Consider the following 23,394-nt stretch of genomic DNA (forward strand, 5'->3'; position numbering starts at 1 on the left):
CGATCACCGCTAAGGTGGTTAGTGTTCACTAAGGCGCGGACGTAGGGGAGAGGCGCGACCCGGTGCGACAGCCCACGACTCGCGAGCGCATCCTGGCCGCCGCCGCGCGGCTCCTGGACGAGGCCGGGCTGGCCAAGGTCACCACCAAGGAGATCGCGCGGGTGGCGGGCTTCTCCGAGCCCACGCTCTACAAGCACTTCCGTGACAAGGAGGACCTCCTGCTGGCGGTCCTCCACGACGGCCTGCCGCACATCGACGCCCTGTCCGGCCTGCCCGAGCGGGCCGGCACGGGCACGGTCGAGGGCAACCTGCGCGACGTGGCCGAGCAGGCGTCGGGGTTCTTCGACCGGTCCATCCCGGTGGGGTCGGCGATCTTCGCGGAGCGCGACATGCTGGCCAAGCAGCGGGCCCGGCTGCGTGCCGCCGGGCTGGGGCCGCAGCTGGCCGAGCGGATCGTGGCCGAGTACCTGCGCGCCGAGCAGCGCCTGGGCCGGGTCTCGGCGGAGGTGGCACCGGAGGCGGCGGCCGCGCTGCTGGTGGGGGCGTGCTTCTACCGGGCGTTCGTACGGGCGTACATGGGAGAGGGCCCGGGCTTCACGCCGGACGTCGTCACGGCTCTCCTCCACGGTCTCACGCCCGGCCCGTCCGCCGGTGACGGAGACGGGCGAATGGATATGTCCGGCCTCGGATAGGCTTCCAGATGTGCGCGAACGGATCAGCTCAGCGTCGAAGGTCGTCGTCAAGGTCGGCTCCTCCTCGCTGACCACCCCTCAGGGAACGATCGACGTGGACCGGGTCGACGCGCTGGTCGACGTCCTCGCCGCGCGCCGCCGTACCGGCACGCAGATCGTGCTGGTCTCCTCGGGAGCGATCGCCGCGGGCCTCGGCCCGCTCGGGCTGTCCGCGCGCCCGCGCGACCTCGCCACGCAGCAGGCCGCCGCCTCGGTCGGCCAGGGCGTGCTCGTCGCCCGCTACACCTCCTCCTTCGCCCGTTACGGCCTGCGCGTCGGCCAGGTGCTGCTGACCGCCGACGACATGATGCGCCGCGCCCACCACGCCAACGCCCAGCGCACCCTCAACCGGCTGCTGGAGCTCGGCATCATGCCGATCGTCAACGAGAACGACACCGTCGCCACCGACGAGATCCGCTTCGGCGACAACGACCGGCTGGCGGCGCTGGTCGCCCACCTCGTCCACGCCGACGCGCTGGTGCTGCTGTCCGACGTGGACGCCCTCTACGACGGCCCGCCGAGCCGCAGCGGCTCCCGGCGGCTGACCGAGATCCGCGGCCCCGAGGACCTCGTGGGCGTCGAGCTGGGCCGCAACGGCGCGGCCGTCGGCACCGGCGGCATGGTCACCAAGGTCCAGGCGGCGCGCATCGCCACCGGCGCCGGCGTCCCGGTCGTGCTCACCGCCGCCGCGCACGCCGCGCAGGCGCTGGCCGGCGCCGACGTCGGCACCTACTTCCACCCGGGCGGCCGGCACCCCGGCACCCGGCTGCTCTGGCTGGCGCACGCCACGACCGGCCGCGGGCGGCTGCACCTCGACGACGGCGCGGTCGAGGCCGTCGTGACGCGCCGCAAGTCGCTGCTGCCGGCCGGGGTCACCTCCGTGGAGGGCGAGTTCGCCGCCGGCGACCCCGTCGACCTGTGCGCGCCGCGGGGCGCGGTGGTGGCGCGCGGGCTGGTCAACTTCGACGCCGGCGAGATCCCCGGCCTGCTGGGCCGCTCCACGCGCGAGCTGGCCAGCGAGCTGGGTCCGGAATATGAACGCGAGCTGATCCATCGCGACGACATCGTCATACTGGAGTCTCACGGCTGACCCGCCGTCCTCCGGCGCACCCGCGACCGGAGGCGGATCCCGGGGAGCGGCGACGCTCCCCGAAGCCGGTGGACGCTGACGGAAGGACGCCGGAGACGGCGTGCACCGGCGGTACGGCATGACGATCCGGCACGACAACGAGGAGCGTGTGATGTCCGAGGAGTTCCTGAAGGTCGCCCGCGCGGCACGAGAGGCCGCCGCCGAGCTGGCCCCGCTGCCGCGGGCGCCGAAGGACCGGGCGTTGCGCGCCGTCGCCGACGCCCTGGAGGCCCACGCCGCCGAGATCGTCGAGGCCAACGCCGAGGACGTCGAGCGGGCCCGCGAGCAGGGCACGTCCGAGGCGATGATCGACCGGCTGCGGCTCGACGAGGACCGGATCCGGTCGGTGGCCGACGCGGTGCGGCAGGTGGCCGACCTGCCCGACCCGGTCGGCGAGGTCGTGCGCGGCTCCACCCTGCCCAACGGGCTGGAGCTGCGGCAGCTGCGAGTGCCGCTCGGCGTCATCGGCATCATCTACGAGGGCCGCCCCAACGTGACCGTCGACGCGGCGGCGCTCTGCCTCAAGAGCGGCAACGCGGTGCTGCTGCGCGGCTCGTCCAGCGCCTACTCCTCCAACACCGCGCTCGTGCGGGTCATGCAGGAGGCGCTGGAGGCGACCGAGGTGCCGGCCGGGGCCGTGCAGCTCGTGCCCGGCCTCACGCGCGACTCGGTCAAGGAGCTGATGCGGGCGCGCGGGCTGGTCGACGTGCTCATCCCGCGCGGCGGCGCGTCGCTGATCAACTCGGTGGTCGAGGAGTCCACGGTGCCGGTCATCGAGACCGGGGTGGGCAACTGCCACGTGTACGTGGACGCCGAGGCCGACCCGCGGCTCGCGGTGGAGATCCTGGTCAACGCCAAGGCGCAGCGGCCGTCGGTGTGCAACGCGGCCGAGACGTTCCTGGTGCACGCCGGAATCGCCGAGACGTTCGTGCCCATGGCGCTGCGAGCGCTCAAGCAGGCCGGCGTGACCGTCCACGGCGACGACCGGATCGCCCGCTTCGGCGAGGTCGTGCCCGCCACCGAGGACGACTTCCGCGCCGAGTACCTCTCGCTGGACATCGCCGCGGCGGTCGTCGACTCGCTGGAGGACGCGGTGGCCCACATCCGCGCGTACGGCTCGGGGCACACCGACGCGATCGTCACCCGTTCGCAGGGGGCGGCGCGCCGGTTCGTGTCGCTGGTCGACTCGGCGGCCGTGGCGGTCAACGCCTCGACCCGGTTCACCGACGGCGGCGAGTTCGGGTTCGGCGCGGAGATCGGCATCTCCACGCAGAAGCTGCACGCGCGCGGCCCGATGGGTCTCCCGGAGCTGACCTCCACCAAGTGGGTCTACACCGGCGAGGGACAACTGCGCACCTCCGAGGGCACGGTCATCGCCGGGGCGGGCTGCTGACCCGACACGGCGAGGGAAACTCTCGGCGCGCCTCGGACAACACCGGCCCTTCCGGCGCTAAGGTTGTGCCCCTTATGGGCGTGCCCGGCAGGGAGGGACGGTGAGCAAGCTCGGCAAGGTCGGGCCGTATACCTTGCTCGAGCGGCTCGGCCGGGGTGGCATGGGCGAGGTCTACCTCGCCGGCTCCCGGCGCGGCGAAAGAGTCGCACTGAAGGTTCTGCACGAGCTCGCTCAGGATGATTCGTCCAGGATTCGGCTGGAACGCGAAGTTCGTGCGCTCCGCCGGGTGGAGAGCCCGTACGTCGCCAAGGTGCTCGACGCCGACCTCGACTGCGCCCGGCCGTACCTCGTCATGGAGAACATCGAGGGGGTCACGCTCCTCGACCGCGTCCGCCAGGACGGCCCGCTCGACATGGCCAACCTCGTGGACATGGCGCAGGGCATCGCCGCCGCCCTGGCGATCATCCACGCCGCCGGGGTGGTCCACCGCGACCTGAAGCCGGCCAACATCATCATGGGCGCCGAGGGCCCGGTCCTCATCGACTTCGGCATCGCGCAGGTGCACGACGCCACCCGGCTCACGCTGACCGGCACCTTCCTCGGCACCCCCGGGTACACCGCGCCGGAGGTCTTCGCCGACGAGCCGGTCGAGTCGCCGGCCGACATCCACGCCTGGGCGGCGACGGTGGCCTTCGCGGCGACGGGCCGCCCGGCCTTCGGGCGCGGCACGCCCGAGGCGCAGATGTACGCGGTGCTGAACGGCCAGGCCGACCTCAAGGGCGTGCCCGTGGCGCTGCTGCCGCTGGTGCGCGCGGCGCTCAACCGCGAGCCCGCCAAGCGGCCCACGGCGGCGCTGCTGGCCGACCGGCTGTCGCGGCTGGCCCGGGTGACCGGCCGCTCCCGCTCCACCAAGGCGTCGAAGGGGCTGCTCGCGGCCCCCGTGGCCGAGGACACACGCGCTCCGGCGGCCGACGACGCGCACCGTGAGGACGGGCGCTCCCCGGCGCCGAGGGGCCGGGCGGGCGGCGACACCGGTCCCCGTGGCCGCTCCGCCGGTGACGCGGACCCGCGTACCGGCGACTCCGACCCACGCCCGCGTCCGCGCCCGGGAGACTCCGGTTCCCGCCCGCGCACCGGGGACTCCGGTTCTCGTCCGCGCCCGGGAGACTCGGGTCCGCGCCTGCGCCCCGGGGACTCCGGGCCGCGTGCGCGCGCCGGTGGCGAGCCTGGCTCGCGTACCCGGGGGAGCGGCGACTCGGGGCCGCGCACGGGTGACTCGGGGCCGCGTCCACGCGGCGGAGAGCCGGCCGGCCGCGCGGGAGGCGACGCGGCGGCCCGTGGGCGCGCCGCGGCCGACCCGGGCGCCCGCGCCCGTTCCGCGCAGGACGGCGACGTCCCGCCACCCCGTGGCCGGGCGAGCGCCGACGGTCCGCGCACCCGTACGGGCGCCGCCGGAGACCTCACGCCGCGCCCCAGGGCCGGCTCCACCGGTGACGTCACGCCGAGGTCGAGGACGGGCGCCGGCGACACCACCGCACGCCCGAGGTCCGGTGCCACCGGAGACACGCCGCGTCCCCGGACGGGCGCCACCGGAGACGTCACGCCACGCCCCCGGACGGGCGGCGGCGGAGAGGCCACGCCGCGTCCCAGGCCGGCGGGCGACGCCACCGCACGCCCCAGACCGGCCGCCGAGGTCGCCCGCACCCGTACGGCCGCCGAGGCCGCGCGAGCGCGCACGACCGGGGACGTCACCCCGCGGCCCCGCACGACCGGCGAGGCCGTCGCCCGCGGGCGCGCCGTCGCCGACGGAGGCACCCGGGCCCGCACCGCCGCCGAGGGGAAGGTGCCCGCGCCACGCGGCCGGGCCGAGGCCAAGACCCGCGGCCGGACCGCCGAGGGCGCCAAGCCGGTGACCGCGCGGGCCCGCGCCAAGGCGGCGGCCGCCCAGGCGAGAGGCGGCCGCGCCGCCCGGTTCCGTTCGGAGCCGGGCACCACGTCGCTGCCCGCGGGCAACGCCGCCCTCCTGCTGCTGGCGGTGCTGGCCGTGCCGTGCGTGGTGGCGTCGGTGATGTGGCCGATCGCCTCGATCGGCGTCACGGCGGTGTTCGTGGTGCTGACGCGGGCCATCTGGATGAGCCACTGGATGGTCCGCAACCGCGCGTCACGGCGCTGGCGGGTGGCGCTGCGGGTGGTGTTGTTCCCGTTCGCCGCGACCGGTTCGGCCGTGACGGCGGCGGTGTGGCCGGGCGTGCCCGTCGTGGTGGCGGCGGGCGGGGCGCTCTGGCTCACCGGCGGCGGCCAGATCGGCTCCGACTGGTGGCAGCAGCCCGCGCCGGTGACCGCCGCCGGCGTGGTGTTCGGGATGTTGTGCGGCGGCATCACCGGCCGCGAGATCGAGCGGATCGGCGCCCGGCTGCCGGAGCTGCGCCGTGAGGGGCTGCGCGCACTGGCCGTGCTGGGCGGGTTCGTCGCCCTGTGCGCGGCCGCCGTGCGCGCGATCTCCCTGCTGCTCTAGAGCCCGCCCGCTCCCGGCTCTTCCAGGAGGGTCAGCCCTGGCCGCCGTCGCGGCGGGAGAAGCGGTTGAAGATGCGCTCGCCGGCGTTGACCGCGCCCTCGGCCACGTCGCGCAGCACCCCGATGAACGGGTCCTGCGACTGCGACCAGGAGGCGCGGTAGGACTCGGCAGCCGCCTTGACCTCGTCGGTGACGCGGGCGTTGGCGTCGTCCTCGCGGCGCGGGTAGTCGCCGGCGATGATCCGGTCGTACTCACCGCTGCGCTGCCACTTGTCCAGCTCGGCCACGCGCACCACGGCGAACGGGTGGGTGGTGCCGAGCAGGTTGAGGACCTTGAGGAAGCCGTCGCGCAGGTCGCCCGCGGTGTCGTACTCGTGGTACTGCTCCAGGAACGCCTCGATGTTCATCTCGTGGGTGTAGGCGCCGCCGGCCAGCTTCATCAGGGCGCGCTTGGCGGTGTCCGGGTCCTGCCCGACGAGCAGGCCGCCGCGGTCGCACGACAGCTCCGACTTGCGGTACCACTCCTCCAGGCCCGCCACGATGGCGCGCAGCCCGATGTAGCCGAGCGGGATCCACGCGACGCGGGTGGCCAGGCGGGTGAGGATGTCGAGCATGGTGCGGTAGACCGCGTGCCCCGACAGGATGTGGGCGGTCTCGTGGCCGATGACGAAGCGCTGCTCCTCCTCGTTCATGAGGTTGAGCAGACCGGTGGTCACGACGATGAACGGGTCGTCGAAGCCGATGGCCTTGGCCTGGACCTGCGGGTCCTGCTGGACGTAGATCTCGGGGATCCGGTGCAGGTCGAGGGTGTAGGCGGCGTCGCGCCCCATGTCGTACAGGGAGCGGAACTGGGTCTCGCTCACCCGTACGGACGAGGCGAGGTACATCAGGCGCAGCCGGCGCTCGCTGATGAGACCGGACATCTGCTTGAGGACCGTGTCGAACCCGCTCAGCTTCCGCAGAGCGACCAGGGCCGACCGGTCTGCGGGGTGTTCGTAGGCACGGGACGAGATGCCGGGCAGTTGGACGCGGTTGCGGTCCGGGGTGGTCGTCATGCCCGGCATGCTACGTCGGCATCGGGGGCCGCGCGCGGGTCTCGCCGAGGGGGGTCCCCTCATCTTCGGGTAGGGGTCCCGCGTAAGGTCCGACTCATGATGAATGCGCCTGGTATCCAGGGGAAGCGACGCGTGGGAGTGATGGGTGGGACGTTCGACCCCATCCACCACGGTCACCTGGTCGCCGCCAGCGAGGTGGCGCACCACTTCGAGCTCGACGAGGTCGTGTTCGTCCCGACGGGCCGGCCGTACCAGAAGTCGGAGCGCGAGGTGTCGGCGCCCGAGGACCGCTACCTGATGACGGTGATCGCCACCGCGTCCAACCCGCGGTTCTCGGTCAGCCGGGTGGACGTCGACCGGCCCGGCCCGACCTTCACCATCGACACGCTGCGCGACATCTCGCGCGCGTACGGGCCCGACGCCGAGCTGTTCTTCATCACCGGCGCCGACGCCCTCGGCGCCATCCTCACCTGGCAGGACGCGAGCGAGCTGTTCGGCCTGGCGCACTTCGTGGGCTGCACCCGCCCCGGCCACACGCTGCACGACCCCGGCCTGCCCGAGGGCAAGGTCACCCTGCTGGAGATCCCCGCCCTGGCCATCTCGTCCTCGGAGTGCCGGCAGCGCGTGGCCGACGGCGAGCCGATCTGGTACCTCGTCCCGGACGGCATCGTGCAGTACATCAACAAGCGCAACCTCTACCGCCAGGACTGACCGGCCGCCCGCCGGTCAGCGCCGGTGGCTGAGGACGTTGACCACGCGGCCGTTCGGGTCGCGGGCGAAGAAACGCCGCACACCCCACTCCTCGTCGCGCAGCGGGTGCACGATCTCGGCCCCGCTCGCCCGCACCGCCTCGTAGGCCGCGTCCACGTCGTCCACCTCGATGCTCAGGTCCGGGACGACGGGGGCGGTCAGGTCCTCGGCCATGAGACTGACCTGGGCGCCGGGGTGGGCGGGTGAGGCGAGGGTCACGATCCAGCCGTGGTTCATGACCTCCTCCAGGCCGAGCAGGCCGTAGAACGCGGCGCTCTCGCGCGGGGCGTCGGAGTGGACGTTCGGGACGACACGGCGTACGGACATGGGCGGTTCCTCCTCGGCGGCGTGCACGGATGGCGCCATCTTGGCGTGCCCCTGTTCACACCGTGTACGCCCAGGGCTTCCGTGGCGGGAGTGAGGGGTTACGGCGGAGAAGGGTAGGCTCAACACAGGGCAGTTTTGCCGACACAGGAGGACAGACCCGCATCGTGACCGCATCCGACAGAGCCGTCCAGCTGGTCAGGATCGCCGCCGAGGCAGCGGCGGACAAGCTGGCCGACGACATTCTCGCCTACGACGTGAGCGAGCAGCTCGTCATCACCGACGCCTTCCTGCTCTGCTCCGCCACCAACGACCGCCAGGTCCGCGCCATCGTCGACGAGATCGAGGAGAGGCTGCGCACCGAGGCCGACGCCAAGCCCGTCCGCCGCGAGGGCGAGCGCGAGGGCCGCTGGGTCCTCCTCGACTTCCTCGACATCGTCGTGCACGTCCAGCACGAGGAGGACCGCACCTTCTACGCCCTGGAGCGGCTGTGGAAGGACTGCCCGGCGATCACGCTGCCGGAGAGCGTGATGCAGGCCAACATGCAGCGGGCCAGGAGTTGAGCAAGCGGATCGTCTGCCTCCGGCACGGGCAGACGCTGTGGAACGTCGAGCACCGCTTCCAGGGACACTCCGACATCCCCCTGGACGAGACCGGGCAGGCGCAGGCCGCCCGGGCGGCGTCGCTGCTCGCGTCGCTGCGCCCCAGCATGATCGTCTCGTCCGACCTCCAGCGGGCCAACGACACCGCGCTCGCGCTCGGCCGGCTCGTCGGCCTCGACGTGGCCGTCGACAAGGACTTCCGCGAACGGGGTGGCGGGCAGTGGGAGGGCCTCACCCGCGACGAGATCGCCGCCCGCTGGCCGGAGGAGTACGTCGCCTGGGAGGCCCCGGACGGTGAGCCGGTCACCGACGTGGCGGCGCGCGTCGCCGCCGCGATGCGCCGCTGGGCCGCCAGGCTTGACGACGACGGCCTGCTGGTGATCGCGTCCCACGGCGCCGCGCTGCGGCTCGGCATCTGCGAGCTCCTCGGGCTGCCCGAGGAGCTGTGGCCGGCGCTGGGCGGCCTGGGCAACTGCTCGTGGTCGGTGCTCCAGGAGGGCCGCAAGGGATGGCGGCTGCTGGAGCACAACGCGGGCACGCTGCCCGAGCCGATCAGCAGCGACGACCGGCCCGACGCCCAGACCTGACCCGGCGACGGGCCGCGCGCCGCCGTCCGGGACGGTGCGGGCCCTCGCCGCGATCAGGCGCCGCGATCGGGCGTCGCGATTAGGCGAATCGTACGGATGGCTATATGCTTCCCGAGCGCCGTTGACGAGAGCACTCGTGGACGGTGACCAGGGGCTATGGCGCAGTTGGTAGCGCGCCTCCATGGCATGGAGGAGGTCTGGGGTTCGAATCCCCATAGCTCCACAGCAGACACGAGGTCCCGCCCGGTGGGCGGGACCTCGTCGTTTCTCCGCGAGCCCGCCGGGCCTCACTGGCCGGGGCGGGGGACGGGATGGCCCTCGCTGGCCTGCACGAGCACGAACCCCTGGCCCTGGAAGGCGAGCTGGACGGCCTCGCCGCTGCCCCGGCCGATCAGCGCGCCCGCCTTGAACGTGCGGTTGATCCCCACGTGCAGCCCGGCGCTCCAGCACACGGCCGACTGGCCGTCGGCGAACGTCGGCGCCCGCGAGGCGTCCAGCATCACCGGAGCGCCGTGCGCGGTGACCGCCACCCAGCCGGTGCCGCCGATCGTCATGTTGAACAGGCCGCCCGCGGCGATCCCCGCGCCCTGGACCCGGTTGATGTCCCAGGTGAGCCCGGCGTCGAGGGCCAGCAGGTTGCGGCCGTTGACGGTCAGGGCCTCGTTCTCCAGGTAGAACAGGTGGATGTCGTCGGCGTTGTCTGCGAGGAACAGCGTGCCCTCGCCGGTGACGCGCATGAGCGGCGCGCCCTCCCCGGTCACGACCTTCTTCAGCAGCTTGCCCACGCCGCCCGCGCCCTCGTACGCGAAGTCCATGCGGCCCTGGAAGGCGACCATCGACCCCTGACGCGCCAGCACCTCGGGCGGGAGCTGGACGCGGAGCATCTTGGAGTTCTGCAGGGCGAAGGTGGCGTGTCCCTGCTCGGACCCGAGATTGCCGAAGAGCGCGCTGCGCATGGGGCCTCTTTCTGTGACGTGCCGGTCCGGGTGCGGCCGGTACCAGGGTGACGAACGGCGCGCCGCCCGGGTTCCCGCGGCCTTTACTCCCTTTTGGGATGGGCGGCGCGTCCAGAACGTCCCCGCGTAGCGGAGGAGAGGGAAAGGGACGAGGCGTCGCAGCCGCCTCGCCACAGACTCCATCGAGGGGAACGACGACCAGTGAAGAGATTTCTGCTCGCGGCGGCGCTCGGGCTGTCCGCGACCCTCGCGGGCGCGCCCGGCGCGTCCGCGTCCTCGCCGGGCGCGCCGATCGGCCCCGGCTGTCCGGCCGCCGGCGAGAGTGACGTCGCGGCGATCACCGGCACGCCGGTGGTGACCGCGGCCTCCCAGGTGCCGGAGCTGTCCACGCTGGTCAGCGCGATCAAGCAGGCCGGTCTCACGGACAAGCTCAACTCCACCTCGGACGTCACGGTCTTCGCGCCGACCGACCAGGCGTTCGCGGCGGTGCCCAAGGACACGCTGAACAAGGTCCTCGCCGACCGGCAGGCGCTGACGAAGATCCTGACCTACCACGTGGTCGAGGGCAGGCAGACGCCGGACGACCTGTCCGACGCCCGGCTGACCACCTTGGAGGGCGGCACGGTGCACGTGAAGGGGGCGGGGGAGGACTACACGGTGAACCAGGCGAAGGTGCTGTGCGGCAATGTGCCGACGCTCAACGCCTCCGTCTATGTCATCGACAAGGTGCTCATGCCGGAGTAGCGGCGTGGGGCGGACGCGGCGAGCCGGAGTGGCCGCCGCGTTCGTGCGCGTCGGCGCTCGTCGCGCGTCCGCGGTCGTTCAGGCGGCGACGTGGTGGCGCAGGGCCAGTTCCTCCGGGTACGGCGACAGGAACGTCTGGCGGCGCACGTAGGCCGCCCCCGGGTTGTCCTCGCCCTCGGCGTCGTGCCGGATCAGGGCGGCCGGCACGCTGAGCGGCAGCAGACCGGCCCGGTAGGAGCCGATGACGCCGGTCAGGTGGTCGCGCCGGGCCCGGTCGAGGCCGAGCATCCCCAGGCAGTGCTGGAGGGCGTTGACGTTGCGTCCGGTCCGGGCCCGGTGGGCGAACGCCGCGCGGAACGCGCCCGCGTAGGCGGCGGCCGTCTCCGCGCGCGGCAGGGCCCCGGCGCGGGCCACGACGGTGCCGGCGGCGCGGTAGCCCGCCGGGTCGTGCGCGAGGAGCTGCATCTTGTGCCGGGTGTGGAAGGCCACCAGGTCGCGCGCCCGCCAGTCGCCGGCCAGCAGCGCGCGCAGCCGGGCGTGGGCGAAGATCCGCTCCACGAACGCCTCGCGGAGCACGGCGTCGTTCAGCCGTCCCTCGTCCTCGACGGGCAGCAGCGGGTGCGCCTCGACGACCGCCGCGGCGAACACGCCCCGCTGCCGCCGGTCGAGCGGCGGCCCGTCCGCGCCCGGGTAGAGCGGGATGCCGTGGACGCCGCAGGTGGGACTCCGCGCCTTGAACACGTAGCCGTCCACGTCGAGGGCCGCGGCGCGGGCCTCGGCCAGGGCCGTCATGCGGCCGGTGAGGTCGGCGCGGGTCTTCCTGGTCATCAGGCGCGGGCCCGACGGCGAGCGTTCCAGGCGGAGCGTCTCCCGCGGGGTGCCGAGGCCCAGCTCCATCTCGGGGCAGATCGGCACCCAGTCGACGTACGGGTCGAGCGGGCCGGACAGGAAGCGGTCGCGGCTGTGGCCGCCGTTGAAGCGCACCGGCTCCCCGAGCAGGCAACTGGAGACCGCGACCCTGGGCCTGACCAGGCCGGCCGTGCCGTGGACGGTGCCGTCCACCGCGCCGCCGGGGGCCACGCGGCCGGGGGTCATGCGGCTGGGAGTCACGCGGCCGGGGGTCATGCGGCCTCCAGCAGCGTGGACAGGCGGTGCAGCCCGCGGGCGGTGCGGGCCTTGACGGTGCCGAGCGGCACGCGCAGCCGCTCGGAGATCTCGCGCTGGCTGAGGTCGCCGTAGTAGGCGAGCGCGATGGCCTCGCGCTGCGCGGCCGGCAGCTCGGACAGCGCCCTGCGGACCAGGTCGCGCCGCGCGACCTCCTCGCACTCCTCGCGGCCGTCGTCGCCCGCCGGCTCTCCGGCGGCATCCAGCGGCACGGTGGGGCGGCGGGCGCGCAGGTGGTCCACGGCGCGCTTGCGGGCGATGCCCAGCACCCACGCCTCCAGGCTGCGCCCGGGGTCGTAGCGGTGCCTGCACCGCCAGACCTCGATGAACACCACCTGCGTCAGGTCGTCGATCTCTCCTGGCGGGACGAGCCGGCGCAGGTACGAGCGGACCAGGGGGCCGTGGGTGCGAAAACACTCGGCGAGCGGTTCCATGCGCTCCACCCTTCCTCGGATAACCTCTTCAAAACTTATTCAACGCGAACCGGGCGGTGATGGGCAACCAAGGGCAGGGAGATCAGCGCAGCGCGTCGGCGACGACGGTGACGGCGTCCCGCAGCGAGGCCACGCGCGTGACCCGGGGCGGGAGGTCCGGCCACCAGCCGGGGCCGCCGACGACGATCCGGGCCGGCGGGCGCAGCGCCGGAAGCGCGGCCAGCGGGGCCGGGTCGCCCGTATCGGCCTGGTGCGACCAGACGAAGACGACGTCGGGGCCGAGGCGGCGCATCGCGGCGGCCAGCGCGGCGTGCGGGGTGCGGGCGCCGAGCACGCGCGTGTCGATCCGCCGGTCGGTGGCGAGCGCGGCGGCCAGCGCGTGGACGGGCAGGCTGTGCTGCTCCTCCTCCGCGCAGGCCAGCAGCACGGGACGGTCGTTGACCGGGTGGGCGGGGCGGGCGGCCAGCGGGTGCAAGGCGGCCAGCAGCCGCTCGGAGAACAGGTGCTCGACGTCGATCCCGGCGCCGGTCTCGTCCTGCCTGCGGCTGATCGCGTCGAACACGGGACACGCCAGGCGGTCCCAGGTGGGCACGACGCCGAGCCGGGCCAGGGCGGCGGCCAGGCCGTCGGTCACCGTCCGGCCGTCCAGCGCCGTCGCGGCCCTGGCCAGCATCGCGGCCGAGGGCACGTTCCCCGGCTCGCCCCCGATCCGGGCCCGCTCGCCCCCGATCCGGGGCGGCTCGCCCCCGCCCGCCATCCGGGCCCGCTCGCCCCCGCCCGCGATCCGCGCCCGCTCGTCTCCGCCGCCGGTCTCGGCCCGCTCACCCGGGCGGGCCTCATCGGCGGCGCCCTCCTCCGGCGCGGGGGAGGCCGGCTCGACGCCCTCTCGTGACGCGGGGAGAGCCGGTGGGACGGTGACGCGCAGCGCCTGGCGGGCGGCGTCGGCCGGCGGGACGCCGGAGTGGACCAGGCGGCTCATCTCCTCCAGCCGGGCCAGGTCGGCCCGGTCGTAGCGGCGGTGGCCGCCGGGGCTGCGGCGGCTCGGGCCGATGCCGTAGCGCAGGTTCCACGTGCGCAGCGTCGGCGCGGGCACGCCGAGCCGCCGCGACACGGCCCCGATGCCGTATCCCGGCTCCTCGGCGGCGCCCGCCGAGCCCGTCTCGTCCATGCAGGTGTCCCCGTCCTTCGCCGACGCCCGCCCATTCTTTCGGACGCCGGCCCCTGCGAGTTGCAACCGGCGGCCGGCCATCCGGGTTGCGAGCGGCGGCCGACCGCGTGAGTCGCGACCGGCGGCCGGCCCTCGCGGGTTGCAACCGGCGGCGGCCCGCCGCCGAAGACCCCCGTATGGACACCGCCATCGTGCTCTTCAACCGGGATCTGCGCCTGCACGACCATCCGGCGCTGGCCGAGGCGTGCGCGCGGGCGCGTCACGTGGTGCCGCTGTTCGTGCTCGACCCGGCCGTGCCCGCCGGGCTTCGCATGCCGTTCCTGCTGGACTGCCTGCGGGACCTGCGAGAGGCGCTGCGCGCCCGCGGCGGCGACCTGGTGGTGCGGCGGGGCGACGCCGTGGCCGAGACGGTCCGGCTGGCCCGCGAGACGGGGGCGCGGGCCGTCCACGCCACCGCGGACGTCAGCGCGCTGGCCCGGGACAGGGAGCGGCGGCTGGCGGACGGGCCGTTCGCGTTCCGGACGTTCCCCGGCGTGACCGTGGTCCCGCCCGGCGAGCTGCTGCCCGCCGGGGGCGGCGACCACTACCGCGTGTTCACCCCCTACTGGCGGGCGTGGTGCGCGGCGCGGCGCCGGACCGCCGCGCAGGCCCCGGCCTCGGTCACGCTCCCGCCCGGCCTGGACCCGGGCGACATCCCGGACGGGTCGCCGCACGACGGCCCTCCGCACGGCGCGCGGGGCGGGGAGGGGCAGGCCCGGGCACGGCTGGAGCGGTGGGTCCGCGACGGGCTGGCCGGCTACGCGGGCCGGCGCGACGACATGGCCGCCGACCGCACCTCCCGGCTCAGCCCGTACATCCGCTTCGGCTGCCTGTCGCCGCTGGAGCTGGCCGGGCTGCCGGGCGAGGAGTTCGTCAGGCAACTGTGCTGGCGCGACTTCCACCACCAGGTCACGCTGGCCTTCCCCGAGCTGAACCGCCGCGACTACCGGCCGAGGGGCCGGCACTGGCATGACGACGCCGACGCCGTGGCAGCCTGGAAGGAGGGCGCCACCGGGGTGCCCATCGTGGACGCGGGCATGAGGCAGCTTCGCGCCGAGGGCTGGATGCACAACCGGGCCCGCCTCATCACCGCCGGCTACCTGGTCAGGGAGCTGGGCGTCGACTGGCGCACCGGTGCCGCGCACTTCTTCGAGCTGCTGCTCGACGGTGAGGTGGCCGACAACTCCGGCAACTGGCAGTGGGTGGCCGGCACGGGCAACGACACGCGGCCCAACCGGGGCTTCAACGCCATCCGGCAGGCCACTCGCTTCGACCCCGACGGCGGGTACGTGCGCAGGTACGTGCCCGAGCTGGCGGACGTGCCGGTGCGGTTCGTCCACGAGCCGTGGCGCTCGCCCGTGCCGATCCGCGGATACCCGCAGCCGCAGCACCTCCGCGCCGCCTGAGCGCCCCCGCGCCTCGCGGCCACTCGGCCTCCCGCGTCTCCCGCGCCTCCGTAACGGAGGCGTAACGGATCTTGGGGCGCGGGCGGCGGGTCTGGGAGGCTGGCGTCGTGATCGCGCCCGCGTGCCCCGGTGGAGGCTCCCGATGACCGTCGTACGGGGCTTCGCGGCGGGCGACGAGGGCGCCCTGGTCGACGCCTGGAACCGCGCCATGCCGGCCGACCCCACCACCCCCGGCTGGTTCCGCGACTGCGTGCTGCTCGACCCGAACTTCGACCCCGAGGGCCTGCGCGTCGCCGTCACGGACGCCGGTGAGGTGGCCGGGGGCGCGTACGCGGTGCGCCGGCTGACGCCGCTCGCCCCCGGCACGGGGCTGGAGCCGGGGACGGGCTGGATCCCGTTCCTGTTCGTGGCGCCGGAGCACCGGGGCGGCGGGCTCGGCCGGCGGCTCCTCGACGAGGCCCTCGCCTGGCTGGCCGGCCATGGGCGCACCCGGGTCGAGTTCGCCTGCTACACGCCCCACTACGTGCTCCCCGGCGCCGATCCCGAGCGCTATCCGGCGGGTTGCGCGCTGCTGCGGCGGGCGGGGTTCGAGACGTTCTCCCGGCCGGTCGCCATGGACCGCGGCCTGGCCGCGTACGTCATGCCCGACGAGGTGCGCGCGCTCCGTGAGCGCCGCGAGAGCGAGGGCTACGGCTTCCGGCGGCCCCTCGACGGCGAATTGCCGGAGCTGATCCGGTTCGCGGCGGGGGTGTTCAGCCCCGAGTGGGGCGAGGCGATCAGGCGGCACGGGAATCCGGCGCGCCTGCTCGTGGCGGTGCGGGAGAAGGAGGCGCCGGAGAAGGAGGCGCGGGAGGGGATCGTCGGGTTCGCCGCGTACGGGGCGTACCGGGGCATCGCCGAGCGGTTCGGGCCGTTCGGCGTCGACCCGGCCGAGCGGGGGACCGGGATCGGCGCGATCCTGCTGCACGGCGCGATGACCATGATGCGCGCCGAGGGGCTGCACTCGTCGTGGTTCCTGTGGACGGGCGGGACGGGGCCGGCCGCCCGCCTCTACACGAAGGCGGGCTACGAGGTCACGCGCCGCTTCCACGTCATGCGCCGTACCGCGGAACCGGTCTGACGGGCCGGTCGCGGCGCGAACCGGCCCCCGTCGGCAGGCGTGTCCCGGCCCGCGTAGAGGGCGGTGAGGGCGCGGACGGTGGCCGCGAGCGCGTGACGCAGCTCCGGCGGCTCCAGCACCTCCACGTCCGTGCCGAGGCGCAGCAACTCGCCCGTCGCGTGCCCCACCGACTCGATGGGCACCGTCACCCGCGTCCACCCTTCCGCGTCCGGCGGCGCGGCCGTAGCCCGGACGGCCGCCACGACCCCGGGCGTCATGAGGTCGGGCACCCGCTCCAGTCCGCGCGGCGACAGCCGCACCACGGCCTCGCCGCGCCGCAGCCGGGCCTCGAACTCCGCCCGGTACGCCTCCCAGTGGGCCGCCAAGTCGAAGCCGGGCGGCCGGACGAAGCGCTCCTCGCGCAGCGGATGCAGCTCCAGGATCTGTGACACCCGGTACGTGCGCACCTGCCCGCCGCAGCGGGCCACGACGTACCACCGCCCGGCCTTGACCACCAGCCCGTACGGCTCCAGCCGCCGCTCCACCTCCTGCGGCGCCTTCCAGCGGCGGTACCTGACCCGCACCGCGTGCTCCTCCCACACGGCGGCGGCCACGGCCGGCAGATGGGTGACCGGCTCGGCGTCGCGGTACCACGACGGCGCGTCCAGCAGGAACCGCTCCTGGATCCGGCCGGCCCGGTCGCGCAGCTCGACGGGCAGCGCGGCCATCAGCTTGAGCTGCGCGGCCGTCACCACCGCGCCCAGCCCCAGCTCGGCGGCCGGGCCGGGCAGCCCGGCGAGGAACAGCGACTCGGCCTCGTCGGCCGTCAGCCCGGTCAGCCGGGTGCGGTAGCCGTCGAGCAACCGGTAGCCGCCGCTCGGGCCCGCGTCGCCGTACAGGGGGATGCCGGCGGCGTGCAGCGACTCGACGTCGCGGTAGATCGTGCGCACCGAGACCTCCAGCCGCTCGGCCAGCTCGCGCGCGGTCATCCGGCCGCGCGTCTGCAGGAGCAGCAGGATGGAGACGAGACGGGAGGCGCGCACCCACTGACACTACCTGTCAGTGACCCGGCCCTAGGTTCGGCCGCGTGAACAACGACTTCGACTTCCTCATCGGCACCTGGGACGTCCGCAACCGCCGTCTCGTCGGCAGGCTGACCGGCAGCGACCAGTGGGAGGAGTTCCCGGGCCGGTCCACCTGCAGCCGGCACTTCGACGGCGCCGCGAACGTCGACGAGATCGTCTTCCCCACGATGGGCTTCTCCGGGCTGACCGTCCGGATCTTCGACCCCGCCACGGAGCTGTGGTCCATCTACTGGGCCAACAGCGCCCGGGGCGTGCTCGGCCTGCCGCCCGTGGTGGGCCGGTTCGAGGGGGACCGGGGCGAGTTCCACGCCGACGACGAGCACGAGGGCACGCCCGTCCGCTGCCGGTTCGTCTGGCTCGTCCAGGGCCCGGACTCCTGCCGGTGGGAGCAGGCGTTCTCGGCGGACGGGGAGCAGACCTGGGAGACCAACTGGACGATGGACCTCACCCGGGCCTGAACCCCGCCCGCCACGACTCGGCTACTGCTGGCCGCCGGCCCAGAGGATCACGAGAAGGGCCACCGCGGCCAGCACGAGCAGGGCGCCGCCCACCACGAGCACCCAGCGCACGCCCGGCGAGCGGGCCGGCTCGGCCTCGTAGACGGGCACGTCGGGCAGCATGTCCGGCGTGTACGGCAGGCGGCGCGTGCCCGTGTCCTCGGTGAGCGACGGATGCGGGGTGTGCCGGGGCGGCTCGGCCGGAGCCTCCTCGTCGGGAGGCGGGCTCTGGGCCGGGACGGGGATGTGGACGGTCCTGCGGGCGTCGGGGTCGTCCGGAAGGGGGCGGTCGGCGGTCATCGGGGCTCCTGGCCGTACGGGGGGTGGGGCTGGTGCGGAGCGGGGGCCTCCCAGGGCGGGGTCTGCCAGGCGGGAGCGTGCGGGGCGGAGAGGTGCGCTTCGGGCGCCGCGGCGCCGGGGTGGGCGCGGCGGGCGACCACGGCCCAGATCAGCAGGCCGAATCCGGTCATGGTGAGCAGCGCGTCGATCGCGCTGTGCAGCAGCATGACGATCTGGAACGTGTCCATGCCGCCGGAGCCCACCAGATGGGGGACCACCAGCGACCACACGAGGCGCATGACGAGCGCGAGCAGCAGCACGAGACAGCCCCACAGCCCGATCATGGCGGCCTTGCCGTGTTCGCGCCGGGCGCGGGCCGTCAGGATGATGCCCGTGATCAGCGCCAGGGCGGGAAGGAGCGATAACAGGAACGCTATGGCGTTGTAGAGCAGGCCCATGGTGGCTCTCCGCGGTGACTCAGGCTCGTGCCGTTTATACGGACTGTTCCTGTTCTTCCACCGCACGCGTGATCGACACCAGATCCAGGCCACCTTGGTAGCGGACGCCGTTGACGAACAGCGTCGGCGTCCCGCGCACGCCGCCCGCCCGGCCCGACTCCTCGTCCCTGGCGATGCGCGCCGCCTGCGCCGGCACGTCCGGGAACGGCTCGACGTCCAGCTCGGCGGCGTAGCGGCCGAGGTCGGCGTCGGTCAGGAACCGCTGGTTGGCGAAGAGCACGTCGTGCATCTCCCAGAACCTCCCCTTCCCCGCCGCCGCCTCCGACACCAGCGCGGCCGCCATGGCCCTCGGGTGCAGCGTGCGCAGGGGGAAGTGCCGGAACACCAGGCGGACGTCCGGGTGCCTGCGCAGCAGCTCGTCCAGGATCGGCTCCAGCCGGCCGCAGTAGGGGCACTCGAAGTCGCCGTACTCCACGATCGTGACCTTGGCGTCGGCGGGGCCGCGCACGTGGTCGTCCGGCCCGACCGGCTCGGCGAGCAGGACGGGCAGCTCCTCCTCCGGCTCCGCCTCGGGCGGCGCGCACACGCCGCCCCGGTCCCACGCCAGCCGGAACGCGATCCAGCCGGTCAGCGCCGACAGCAGCGAGCCGGCGAGGATGCCGATCTTGGCCTGGGCCTGCACGGACGGGTCGGTGAAGGCGAGGTCCACGATGAACAGCGACACCGTGAACCCGATGCCCGACACCGCCGCCCCGCCGAGGAGCTGGCCCCACACGAGGTTGCCCGGCAGCAGGCCCCAGCCGAGGCGCAGCGGCAGCCAGGTGCCGAGCGAGATCCCGGCGAACTTGCCGAGCAGCAGCCCCGCCGCCACCCCGATCGTGACGGGCGAGGTCACCGCCTGGCGCAGCGTCTCGGCGTCGAGCCGGACACCCGCGTTGGCCAGCGCGAACAGCGGCACGATCACGTAGCTGCTCCACGGGTGGAGCTGGAGCTGCAGCCGCTCGTTCACCGACACGGCCATCCGCACCTTGCGCGCCGCCTCACGGGCGGCGCGGGCGTTCGGGTCGCTGGTGAGTCCCTGGACGGCCTCGCCGGCGGCCAGCAGCTTGTACTCGCTCGGCGCGTACACGAACACGAGCACGCCGAGCGCGATGCCCACCAGCGTGGGATGCACGCCGCTCTCCAGCGTGGCCACCCACAGCCCGAACCCGAGCACGATGTAGGCCGGCGCCCGCCAGATCCGCAGCTTCCGCAGCGTCATGATGGCCGCGAGCAGCACCGCCGCCACCACCAGGGCGATCACCGACAGGTCGCGGGTGTAGAAGACGGCGATGATGATGATCGCCAGCACGTCGTCCACGATCGCCAGCGTGAGCAGGAACGCGCGCAGCGGCTCCGGGCAGCGGGCGCCCACCACGGCCAGCAGGCCGAGCACGAACGCGGTGTCGGTGGCGATCGGCACGCCCCAGCCCCCGGCGCCCGGCCCGCCCGCGTTCAGCGCGAGGTAGACGGCCGCGGGGGCGATCATCCCGCCGAAGGCGGCCAGGGCGGGGACCGCGAGCAGCCGCCGGTCCTGGAGCTGGCCCAGCCGCACCTCGTACGACGCCTCCAGGCCGATGAGGAAGAAGAACAGCGCCATCAGGCCGTCGTTGACCCAGTGGCGCAGGTCGAGGGAGAAGACGGCGCCGTCGAACGACAGGCCCATGGGGATGTGCCAGAACGCCTCGTACGTGGCGCTCCACGGCGAGTTCGCCCACACGAGCGCGAGCAGGGTCGCGCCGAGCAGCACGCTCGTGCTGCCCGCCTCGGTCCTGAAGAACGCCCGCAACATTCCGATCCCCCCGGCGTCCGATGATAGGGGGCGTTCGCGCGTGGCCCGGCGGCGCGGTCCGGCGGGCGGCGCCGCATCGCCGGCGGAACGCGCCGGAATTGACCACGGAATGGCGCCGGAAAACGACTCTCGGAATAGGGCGGGATTTCGCGCGGTAATCCACTTGCCCGCTACATGATCTTGGGTCTATCGTCGCGCCCCATGAGATTACGCGTGACCGCCGCGACCGCCGCAGTCGCCGCGCTGCCGATGACGTTCTCGATGACCGGAACGGCGGTGGCCGAGGCTCCCGTCAAAGGCGCGGAACTGACCGCGCACCCGCTCTACGACAAGGGCGCGCTGCCCACGGTGAAATGCAAGGAGCGGCAGGTCAGAGCCCGTGACCTGGCCTCCGTCCGGGCCTACGTCACCGGCATCGTCGGCTGCCTCGACGCCACCTGGGAACAGCACCTCACCGCCGCCGGGCTGCCCTTCCGGAAGGTCCGGGTGAAGCATTACGGACACATTCCCAAGAAGTACTGCGGAATGGAGATCGGCTCGGACGAGTCGATGGCGTACTACTGCGACAGAACGGACACCATCGCGTTCCAGATCGGCAAGGACTGGGCCGCGAATCCGTACGACCTGTGGCTCGCGGACATGACCGCCGGCATGTACGGCTATCACGTACAGAATGTGATCGGTATTCGCGCGGCGACCGACAAGGAGCCGTACCGGAACAAGACGCACTGGCGTGAGGTGATGCGGCGCGAGAGCCTGCAGACCGCGTGCCTTGCGACGGCCTGGCTGAAGAGCGTGTGGCCGCTCGACCGCCGGACCCGGCGCGACTGGGACGACCTGCTGGCGCTCGTGCAGGGCGACCGGCGCGGCGAGCCGCGCTACTTCGGCACGACGGGCACCATCAAGCGGTGGATGAGGCGCGGATACGCCGCGGCGGACCCGGGGGCGTGCAACACGTGGGCGGCGCCGTCCTCCCAGGTCTCCTGAAGGGCCGTCAGAGCGATCGGCCGCCGGCCTCCAGGGTGTCGAGGTAGGTGGCGGCCTCGGCGATCTGGTCCTCGGTGAAGACGCGGACGCCGTTGGCCTCCAGCAGCGCCGTGGTGACGCCCTGGCCGGGCACGCGCCGCCCCTGGAACGCGCCGTCGTAGATCGACAGCGTCCCGCACGACGGGCTGCCCTCCTTCAGCACCGCCAGCCGCGCCCCGGAGGCGCGGGCCGCCGACAGCGCCAGTCGCGCGCCCTCCAGGAAGTGCGTGGTGACGTCGGAGCCGTCGGCGGCCAGCACCCGGGCGGCGCCCGCCAGCACGGCGGCGCCGCCCGCGCCGGCCTCGATCTCGGCCGCGGGCCGCGGCGTCGGCAGGCCGCCCTCCACCTCGGGACAGAACGGCACCAGCCGCCCCTCCTCGCGCCATCCGGCCAGCCGCGCGTCGGAGCTCGTCTTGGCCCCGCCGTCGTAGCGCACCCGCCGGCCCATCAGGCACGCGCTGACCAGGATCCTCTCCATGCCTCGATCCTACGGACCCGCAGCCCGTGCGCGTCCGCCGCCTTGACGGCGGCCCGCCGGATCCGGGGGCGGGGGCGGCGGGCGATAGCCTTTTGCGCGATGAACACCACCGTGGCCACGATCGTCATCGCCGGCTCCCTGCTGCTCATGCTGGCGAGCCTGGTCAACGCGATCCGTGACCGGTCCATGGGCATGGTCCTGCTGGTCGGGTTCGCCGTGCTGGAGGTGGCCGTGCTCGTCCAGGCGGGCATCGTGATCGCGGCCGTCGCCGGGGGAGAGGGGGCGCACGTGTCCAAGGGCACGCTGTTCGGCTACCTCGCCGGCGAGGTGGTCATCCCGCCCGCCGGGGTGTTCCTGGCGCTGGCCGAGCGCAGCCGGTGGGGGTCGGGGATCCTCGCCGTGGCCGGGTTCGCGATCGCGGTGATGACGGCGCGGCTGCTGCAGATCTGGCAGGGCATGCCGTGACCTCCCCGTCCATCGGCACCGGGCCGGGCCGGGCTCTGCTGGCCGTCTACGGGCTGTTCGCGCTGGCGGCAGGCGCGCGGGCCACGGTGCAGATCCTCACCCGCTTCGGCGAGGCGCCGCTCGCCTACTCGCTGTCGGCCTTCGCCGCGCTCGTCTACATCCTGCTCACGGTCGCGCTGGCGCGCGGTGCGCGCAGGCTGGCGCTGGTGGCGCTGTTCGTGGAGCTGGCCGGGGTGCTGGTCATCGGCACGGCCAGCGTCCTCGATCCGGCCGCCTTCCCGGAGGCGACGGTCTGGTCGGTGTACGGCAAGGGCTACCTGTTCATCCCTCTCGTGCTCCCGTTCGTGGGCCTCTACTGGTTGCTGCGCAGGCGTTAACGCAAGCCCTTCAGGGGCAGAGGCGAACACCATGAGCACGATCGAACACTCGGTAGACGTCAACGTTCCTGTCAGGGTCGCCTACAACCAGTGGACGCAGTTCGAGAGCTTCCCCGAATTCATGGAAGGGGTCGAATCGGTCAAGCAGCTCACGGACACGCGCACCGCGTGGATCACCGAGATCGCCGGTGTGAAGCGCGAGTTCGAGGCGGAGATCTCCGAGCAGCACCCGGACGAGCGCATCGCCTGGCACTCGGTCGACAAGCCTCGGCAGGCCGGCGTGGTGACCTTCCACCGCATCGACGAGGACACCACCAAGGTCACGCTCCAGATGGAGTACGACCCCGAGGGCTTCCTCGAGACGGCCGCTGACGCCCTGCAACTCGTACGCCTCCGTGTCCGCAACGACATGGAGCGCTTCAAGCAGTTCATCGAGTCGCGCGGCGGCGAGACCGGCGCGTGGCGCGGCGACGTTCCCGGCCCGCACCAGCACGGCTCCACCCTGGGCACCGGCGACCCGACGGTCCCGCCCGGCACGGGGCAGCAGGTGCCGCCCGGCACGATCGGCGGCGAGGACTACGCGCCGCCCGGCGCCGGTGGCCCCACGCTTCCGCCGCCCGGGCCGCTCGGGCCGCACGACACTCCGCCCCAGCCGCCGCGTCCGGTTCTGTAGCCGCACGGCGTAAGGGACGATCCCTTCGACCGCAGAGCCCCCGGGCATCCCGGGGGCTTTGTCATGCGTCAGGAATAAATGCCCGTTTTGGGGCTGTTAAGATTGCCATTCGTCCCATGATTTGATGAGT

Annotated in this window: 26 protein-coding genes and 1 tRNA gene; 16 read left to right on the forward strand and 11 right to left on the reverse strand. The window is 73.8% G+C overall.

The genetic code is table 11. The annotated features are described in order from the left end of the window. Window positions 1–62 precede the first annotated feature (62 nt). The 4 genes from HD595_RS28090 (at window position 63) to HD595_RS28105 (ending at window position 5,768) form a co-directional block, all read left to right on the forward strand. Window positions 63–692, forward strand: a complete 630-nt coding sequence (locus HD595_RS28090; RefSeq protein WP_253774108.1) for a TetR/AcrR family transcriptional regulator — start codon at window positions 63–65, stop codon at window positions 690–692. 10 nt (window positions 693–702) lie between these two features. After that, the gene (gene proB / locus HD595_RS28095) at window positions 703–1,821 is read left to right on the forward strand and encodes a glutamate 5-kinase (RefSeq protein ID WP_253774110.1); all 1,119 of its coding nucleotides are present in this window, start codon (window positions 703–705) and stop codon (window positions 1,819–1,821) included. 151 nt (window positions 1,822–1,972) lie between these two features. Continuing rightward, window positions 1,973–3,253: a glutamate-5-semialdehyde dehydrogenase gene (locus tag HD595_RS28100; protein ID WP_253781341.1), complete on the forward strand. Its 1,281-nt coding sequence runs from the start codon at window positions 1,973–1,975 to the stop codon at window positions 3,251–3,253. Between the two features lie 100 nt (window positions 3,254–3,353). After that, window positions 3,354–5,768, forward strand: a complete 2,415-nt coding sequence (locus HD595_RS28105) for a serine/threonine protein kinase (protein WP_253774112.1) — start codon at window positions 3,354–3,356, stop codon at window positions 5,766–5,768. Between the two features lie 31 nt (window positions 5,769–5,799). Here HD595_RS28105 and HD595_RS28110 read toward each other — a convergent pair whose 3' ends face one another. Next, window positions 5,800–6,831 carry a M48 family metallopeptidase gene (locus HD595_RS28110; RefSeq protein ID WP_420540720.1) on the reverse strand — a complete coding sequence of 344 codons (1,032 nt, stop codon included), beginning with the start codon at window positions 6,829–6,831 and terminating at the stop codon, window positions 5,800–5,802. Between the two features lie 87 nt (window positions 6,832–6,918). Between HD595_RS28110 and nadD the strand changes: the two genes are divergently transcribed. Beyond that, a complete protein-coding gene (gene nadD / locus HD595_RS28115) occupies window positions 6,919–7,533 on the forward strand; it encodes a nicotinate-nucleotide adenylyltransferase (RefSeq protein WP_301309618.1) in 615 nt (204 codons plus the stop codon). Window positions 7,534–7,548: 15 nt separating this feature from the next. On the opposite strand, the gene HD595_RS28120 is transcribed toward nadD, so the two are convergent. Further along, complete coding sequence (locus tag HD595_RS28120) at window positions 7,549–7,899, reverse strand: VOC family protein (RefSeq protein ID WP_253774116.1); 351 nt, start codon at window positions 7,897–7,899, stop codon at window positions 7,549–7,551. A 164-nt stretch (window positions 7,900–8,063) separates the two neighbouring features. Between HD595_RS28120 and rsfS the strand changes: the two genes are divergently transcribed. From rsfS to HD595_RS28135, 3 genes are all read left to right on the forward strand, one after another. Next, the gene (gene rsfS, locus HD595_RS28125) at window positions 8,064–8,459 is read left to right on the forward strand and encodes a ribosome silencing factor (RefSeq protein WP_175602652.1); all 396 of its coding nucleotides are present in this window, start codon (window positions 8,064–8,066) and stop codon (window positions 8,457–8,459) included. Continuing rightward, window positions 8,456–9,085 (forward strand): histidine phosphatase family protein, encoded by a 630-nt coding sequence (locus HD595_RS28130; protein WP_253774118.1) that lies wholly within the window; start codon window positions 8,456–8,458, stop codon window positions 9,083–9,085. Before rsfS ends, HD595_RS28130 begins: the two co-directional genes overlap by 4 nt. A 150-nt stretch (window positions 9,086–9,235) precedes the next feature. Next, window positions 9,236–9,308, forward strand: a tRNA-Ala gene (locus HD595_RS28135). Window positions 9,309–9,372: 64 nt separating this feature from the next. On the opposite strand, the gene HD595_RS28140 is transcribed toward HD595_RS28135, so the two are convergent. Beyond that, a complete protein-coding gene (locus tag HD595_RS28140) occupies window positions 9,373–10,041 on the reverse strand; it encodes an AIM24 family protein (RefSeq protein ID WP_253774119.1) in 669 nt (222 codons plus the stop codon). A 201-nt stretch (window positions 10,042–10,242) separates the two neighbouring features. Between HD595_RS28140 and HD595_RS28145 the strand changes: the two genes are divergently transcribed. Continuing rightward, window positions 10,243–10,785, forward strand: a complete 543-nt coding sequence (locus tag HD595_RS28145) for a fasciclin domain-containing protein (protein WP_253774121.1) — start codon at window positions 10,243–10,245, stop codon at window positions 10,783–10,785. A gap of 78 nt (window positions 10,786–10,863) precedes the next feature. Here the strand turns inward: HD595_RS28145 and HD595_RS28150 are convergent, their stop codons facing one another. From HD595_RS28150 to HD595_RS28160, 3 genes are all read right to left on the reverse strand, one after another. Next, the gene (locus HD595_RS28150; protein ID WP_253774123.1) at window positions 10,864–11,910 is read right to left on the reverse strand and encodes a YbgA family protein; all 1,047 of its coding nucleotides are present in this window, start codon (window positions 11,908–11,910) and stop codon (window positions 10,864–10,866) included. Then, a complete protein-coding gene (locus HD595_RS28155) occupies window positions 11,907–12,383 on the reverse strand; it encodes an RNA polymerase sigma factor (protein ID WP_253774125.1) in 477 nt (158 codons plus the stop codon). Before HD595_RS28155 ends, HD595_RS28150 begins: the two co-directional genes overlap by 4 nt. Window positions 12,384–12,465: 82 nt before the next feature. After that, a complete protein-coding gene (locus tag HD595_RS28160; protein WP_253774127.1) occupies window positions 12,466–13,551 on the reverse strand; it encodes a MerR family transcriptional regulator in 1,086 nt (361 codons plus the stop codon). A gap of 176 nt (window positions 13,552–13,727) precedes the next feature. Here HD595_RS28160 and HD595_RS28165 point away from each other — a divergent pair, with 176 nt between their 5' ends. Both HD595_RS28165 and HD595_RS28170 read left to right on the forward strand, forming a co-directional pair. Beyond that, complete coding sequence (locus HD595_RS28165; protein ID WP_253774129.1) at window positions 13,728–14,996, forward strand: cryptochrome/photolyase family protein; 1,269 nt, start codon at window positions 13,728–13,730, stop codon at window positions 14,994–14,996. Window positions 14,997–15,138: 142 nt separating this feature from the next. Next, window positions 15,139–16,116, forward strand: coding sequence for a GNAT family N-acetyltransferase (locus tag HD595_RS28170; protein ID WP_253774131.1), 978 nt, complete (start codon window positions 15,139–15,141; stop codon window positions 16,114–16,116). Here the strand turns inward: HD595_RS28170 and HD595_RS28175 are convergent. Next, window positions 16,062–17,138 (reverse strand): helix-turn-helix transcriptional regulator, encoded by a 1,077-nt coding sequence (locus HD595_RS28175; protein WP_253774133.1) that lies wholly within the window; start codon window positions 17,136–17,138, stop codon window positions 16,062–16,064. The two genes, HD595_RS28170 and HD595_RS28175, sit on opposite strands and share 55 nt — an antisense overlap. Window positions 17,139–17,182: 44 nt before the next feature. On the opposite strand from HD595_RS28175, the gene HD595_RS28180 reads away from it, so the two are divergent. Then, window positions 17,183–17,638 (forward strand): hypothetical protein, encoded by a 456-nt coding sequence (locus HD595_RS28180; RefSeq protein WP_253774135.1) that lies wholly within the window; start codon window positions 17,183–17,185, stop codon window positions 17,636–17,638. Between the two features lie 21 nt (window positions 17,639–17,659). Here the strand turns inward: HD595_RS28180 and HD595_RS28185 are convergent, their stop codons facing one another. The 3 genes from HD595_RS28185 to nhaA are packed head-to-tail and all read right to left on the reverse strand — an operon-like array spanning window position 17,660 to window position 20,245. After that, window positions 17,660–17,977 (reverse strand): hypothetical protein, encoded by a 318-nt coding sequence (locus tag HD595_RS28185; RefSeq protein ID WP_253774137.1) that lies wholly within the window; start codon window positions 17,975–17,977, stop codon window positions 17,660–17,662. Then, a complete protein-coding gene (locus HD595_RS28190) occupies window positions 17,974–18,414 on the reverse strand; it encodes a hypothetical protein (RefSeq protein ID WP_253774139.1) in 441 nt (146 codons plus the stop codon). Before HD595_RS28190 ends, HD595_RS28185 begins: the two co-directional genes overlap by 4 nt. A gap of 34 nt (window positions 18,415–18,448) precedes the next feature. Beyond that, the gene (gene nhaA, locus HD595_RS28195; protein WP_253774141.1) at window positions 18,449–20,245 is read right to left on the reverse strand and encodes a Na+/H+ antiporter NhaA; all 1,797 of its coding nucleotides are present in this window, start codon (window positions 20,243–20,245) and stop codon (window positions 18,449–18,451) included. Window positions 20,246–20,458: 213 nt separating this feature from the next. Between nhaA and HD595_RS28200 the strand changes: the two genes are divergently transcribed. Continuing rightward, entirely contained in the window at window positions 20,459–21,232 is a 774-nt protein-coding gene (locus tag HD595_RS28200; protein ID WP_253774143.1) for a neutral zinc metallopeptidase, read from the forward strand. A 7-nt stretch (window positions 21,233–21,239) separates the two neighbouring features. Here the strand turns inward: HD595_RS28200 and HD595_RS28205 are convergent, their stop codons facing one another. Then, window positions 21,240–21,749 carry a 2-thiouracil desulfurase family protein gene (locus tag HD595_RS28205; protein WP_253774145.1) on the reverse strand — a complete coding sequence of 170 codons (510 nt, stop codon included), beginning with the start codon at window positions 21,747–21,749 and terminating at the stop codon, window positions 21,240–21,242. Between the two features lie 99 nt (window positions 21,750–21,848). On the opposite strand from HD595_RS28205, the gene HD595_RS28210 reads away from it, so the two are divergent. From HD595_RS28210 to HD595_RS28220, 3 genes are read left to right on the forward strand one after another with little or no spacing between them, the layout of a single operon-like run. Then, entirely contained in the window at window positions 21,849–22,214 is a 366-nt protein-coding gene (locus HD595_RS28210; RefSeq protein WP_253774147.1) for a hypothetical protein, read from the forward strand. Next, window positions 22,211–22,591, forward strand: coding sequence for a hypothetical protein (locus tag HD595_RS28215; RefSeq protein WP_253774149.1), 381 nt, complete (start codon window positions 22,211–22,213; stop codon window positions 22,589–22,591). The genes HD595_RS28210 and HD595_RS28215 overlap by 4 nt, the downstream gene beginning before the upstream one ends. Window positions 22,592–22,622: 31 nt before the next feature. Further along, on the forward strand, window positions 22,623–23,264 hold the full coding sequence (locus HD595_RS28220; RefSeq protein WP_253774151.1) for an SRPBCC family protein: 642 nt from the start codon (window positions 22,623–22,625) through the stop codon (window positions 23,262–23,264). Window positions 23,265–23,394 lie beyond the last annotated feature (130 nt).

Source organism: Nonomuraea roseoviolacea subsp. carminata, assembly GCF_024172185.1.
Classification (GTDB): Bacteria; Actinomycetota; Actinomycetes; order Streptosporangiales; family Streptosporangiaceae; genus Nonomuraea; species Nonomuraea roseoviolacea.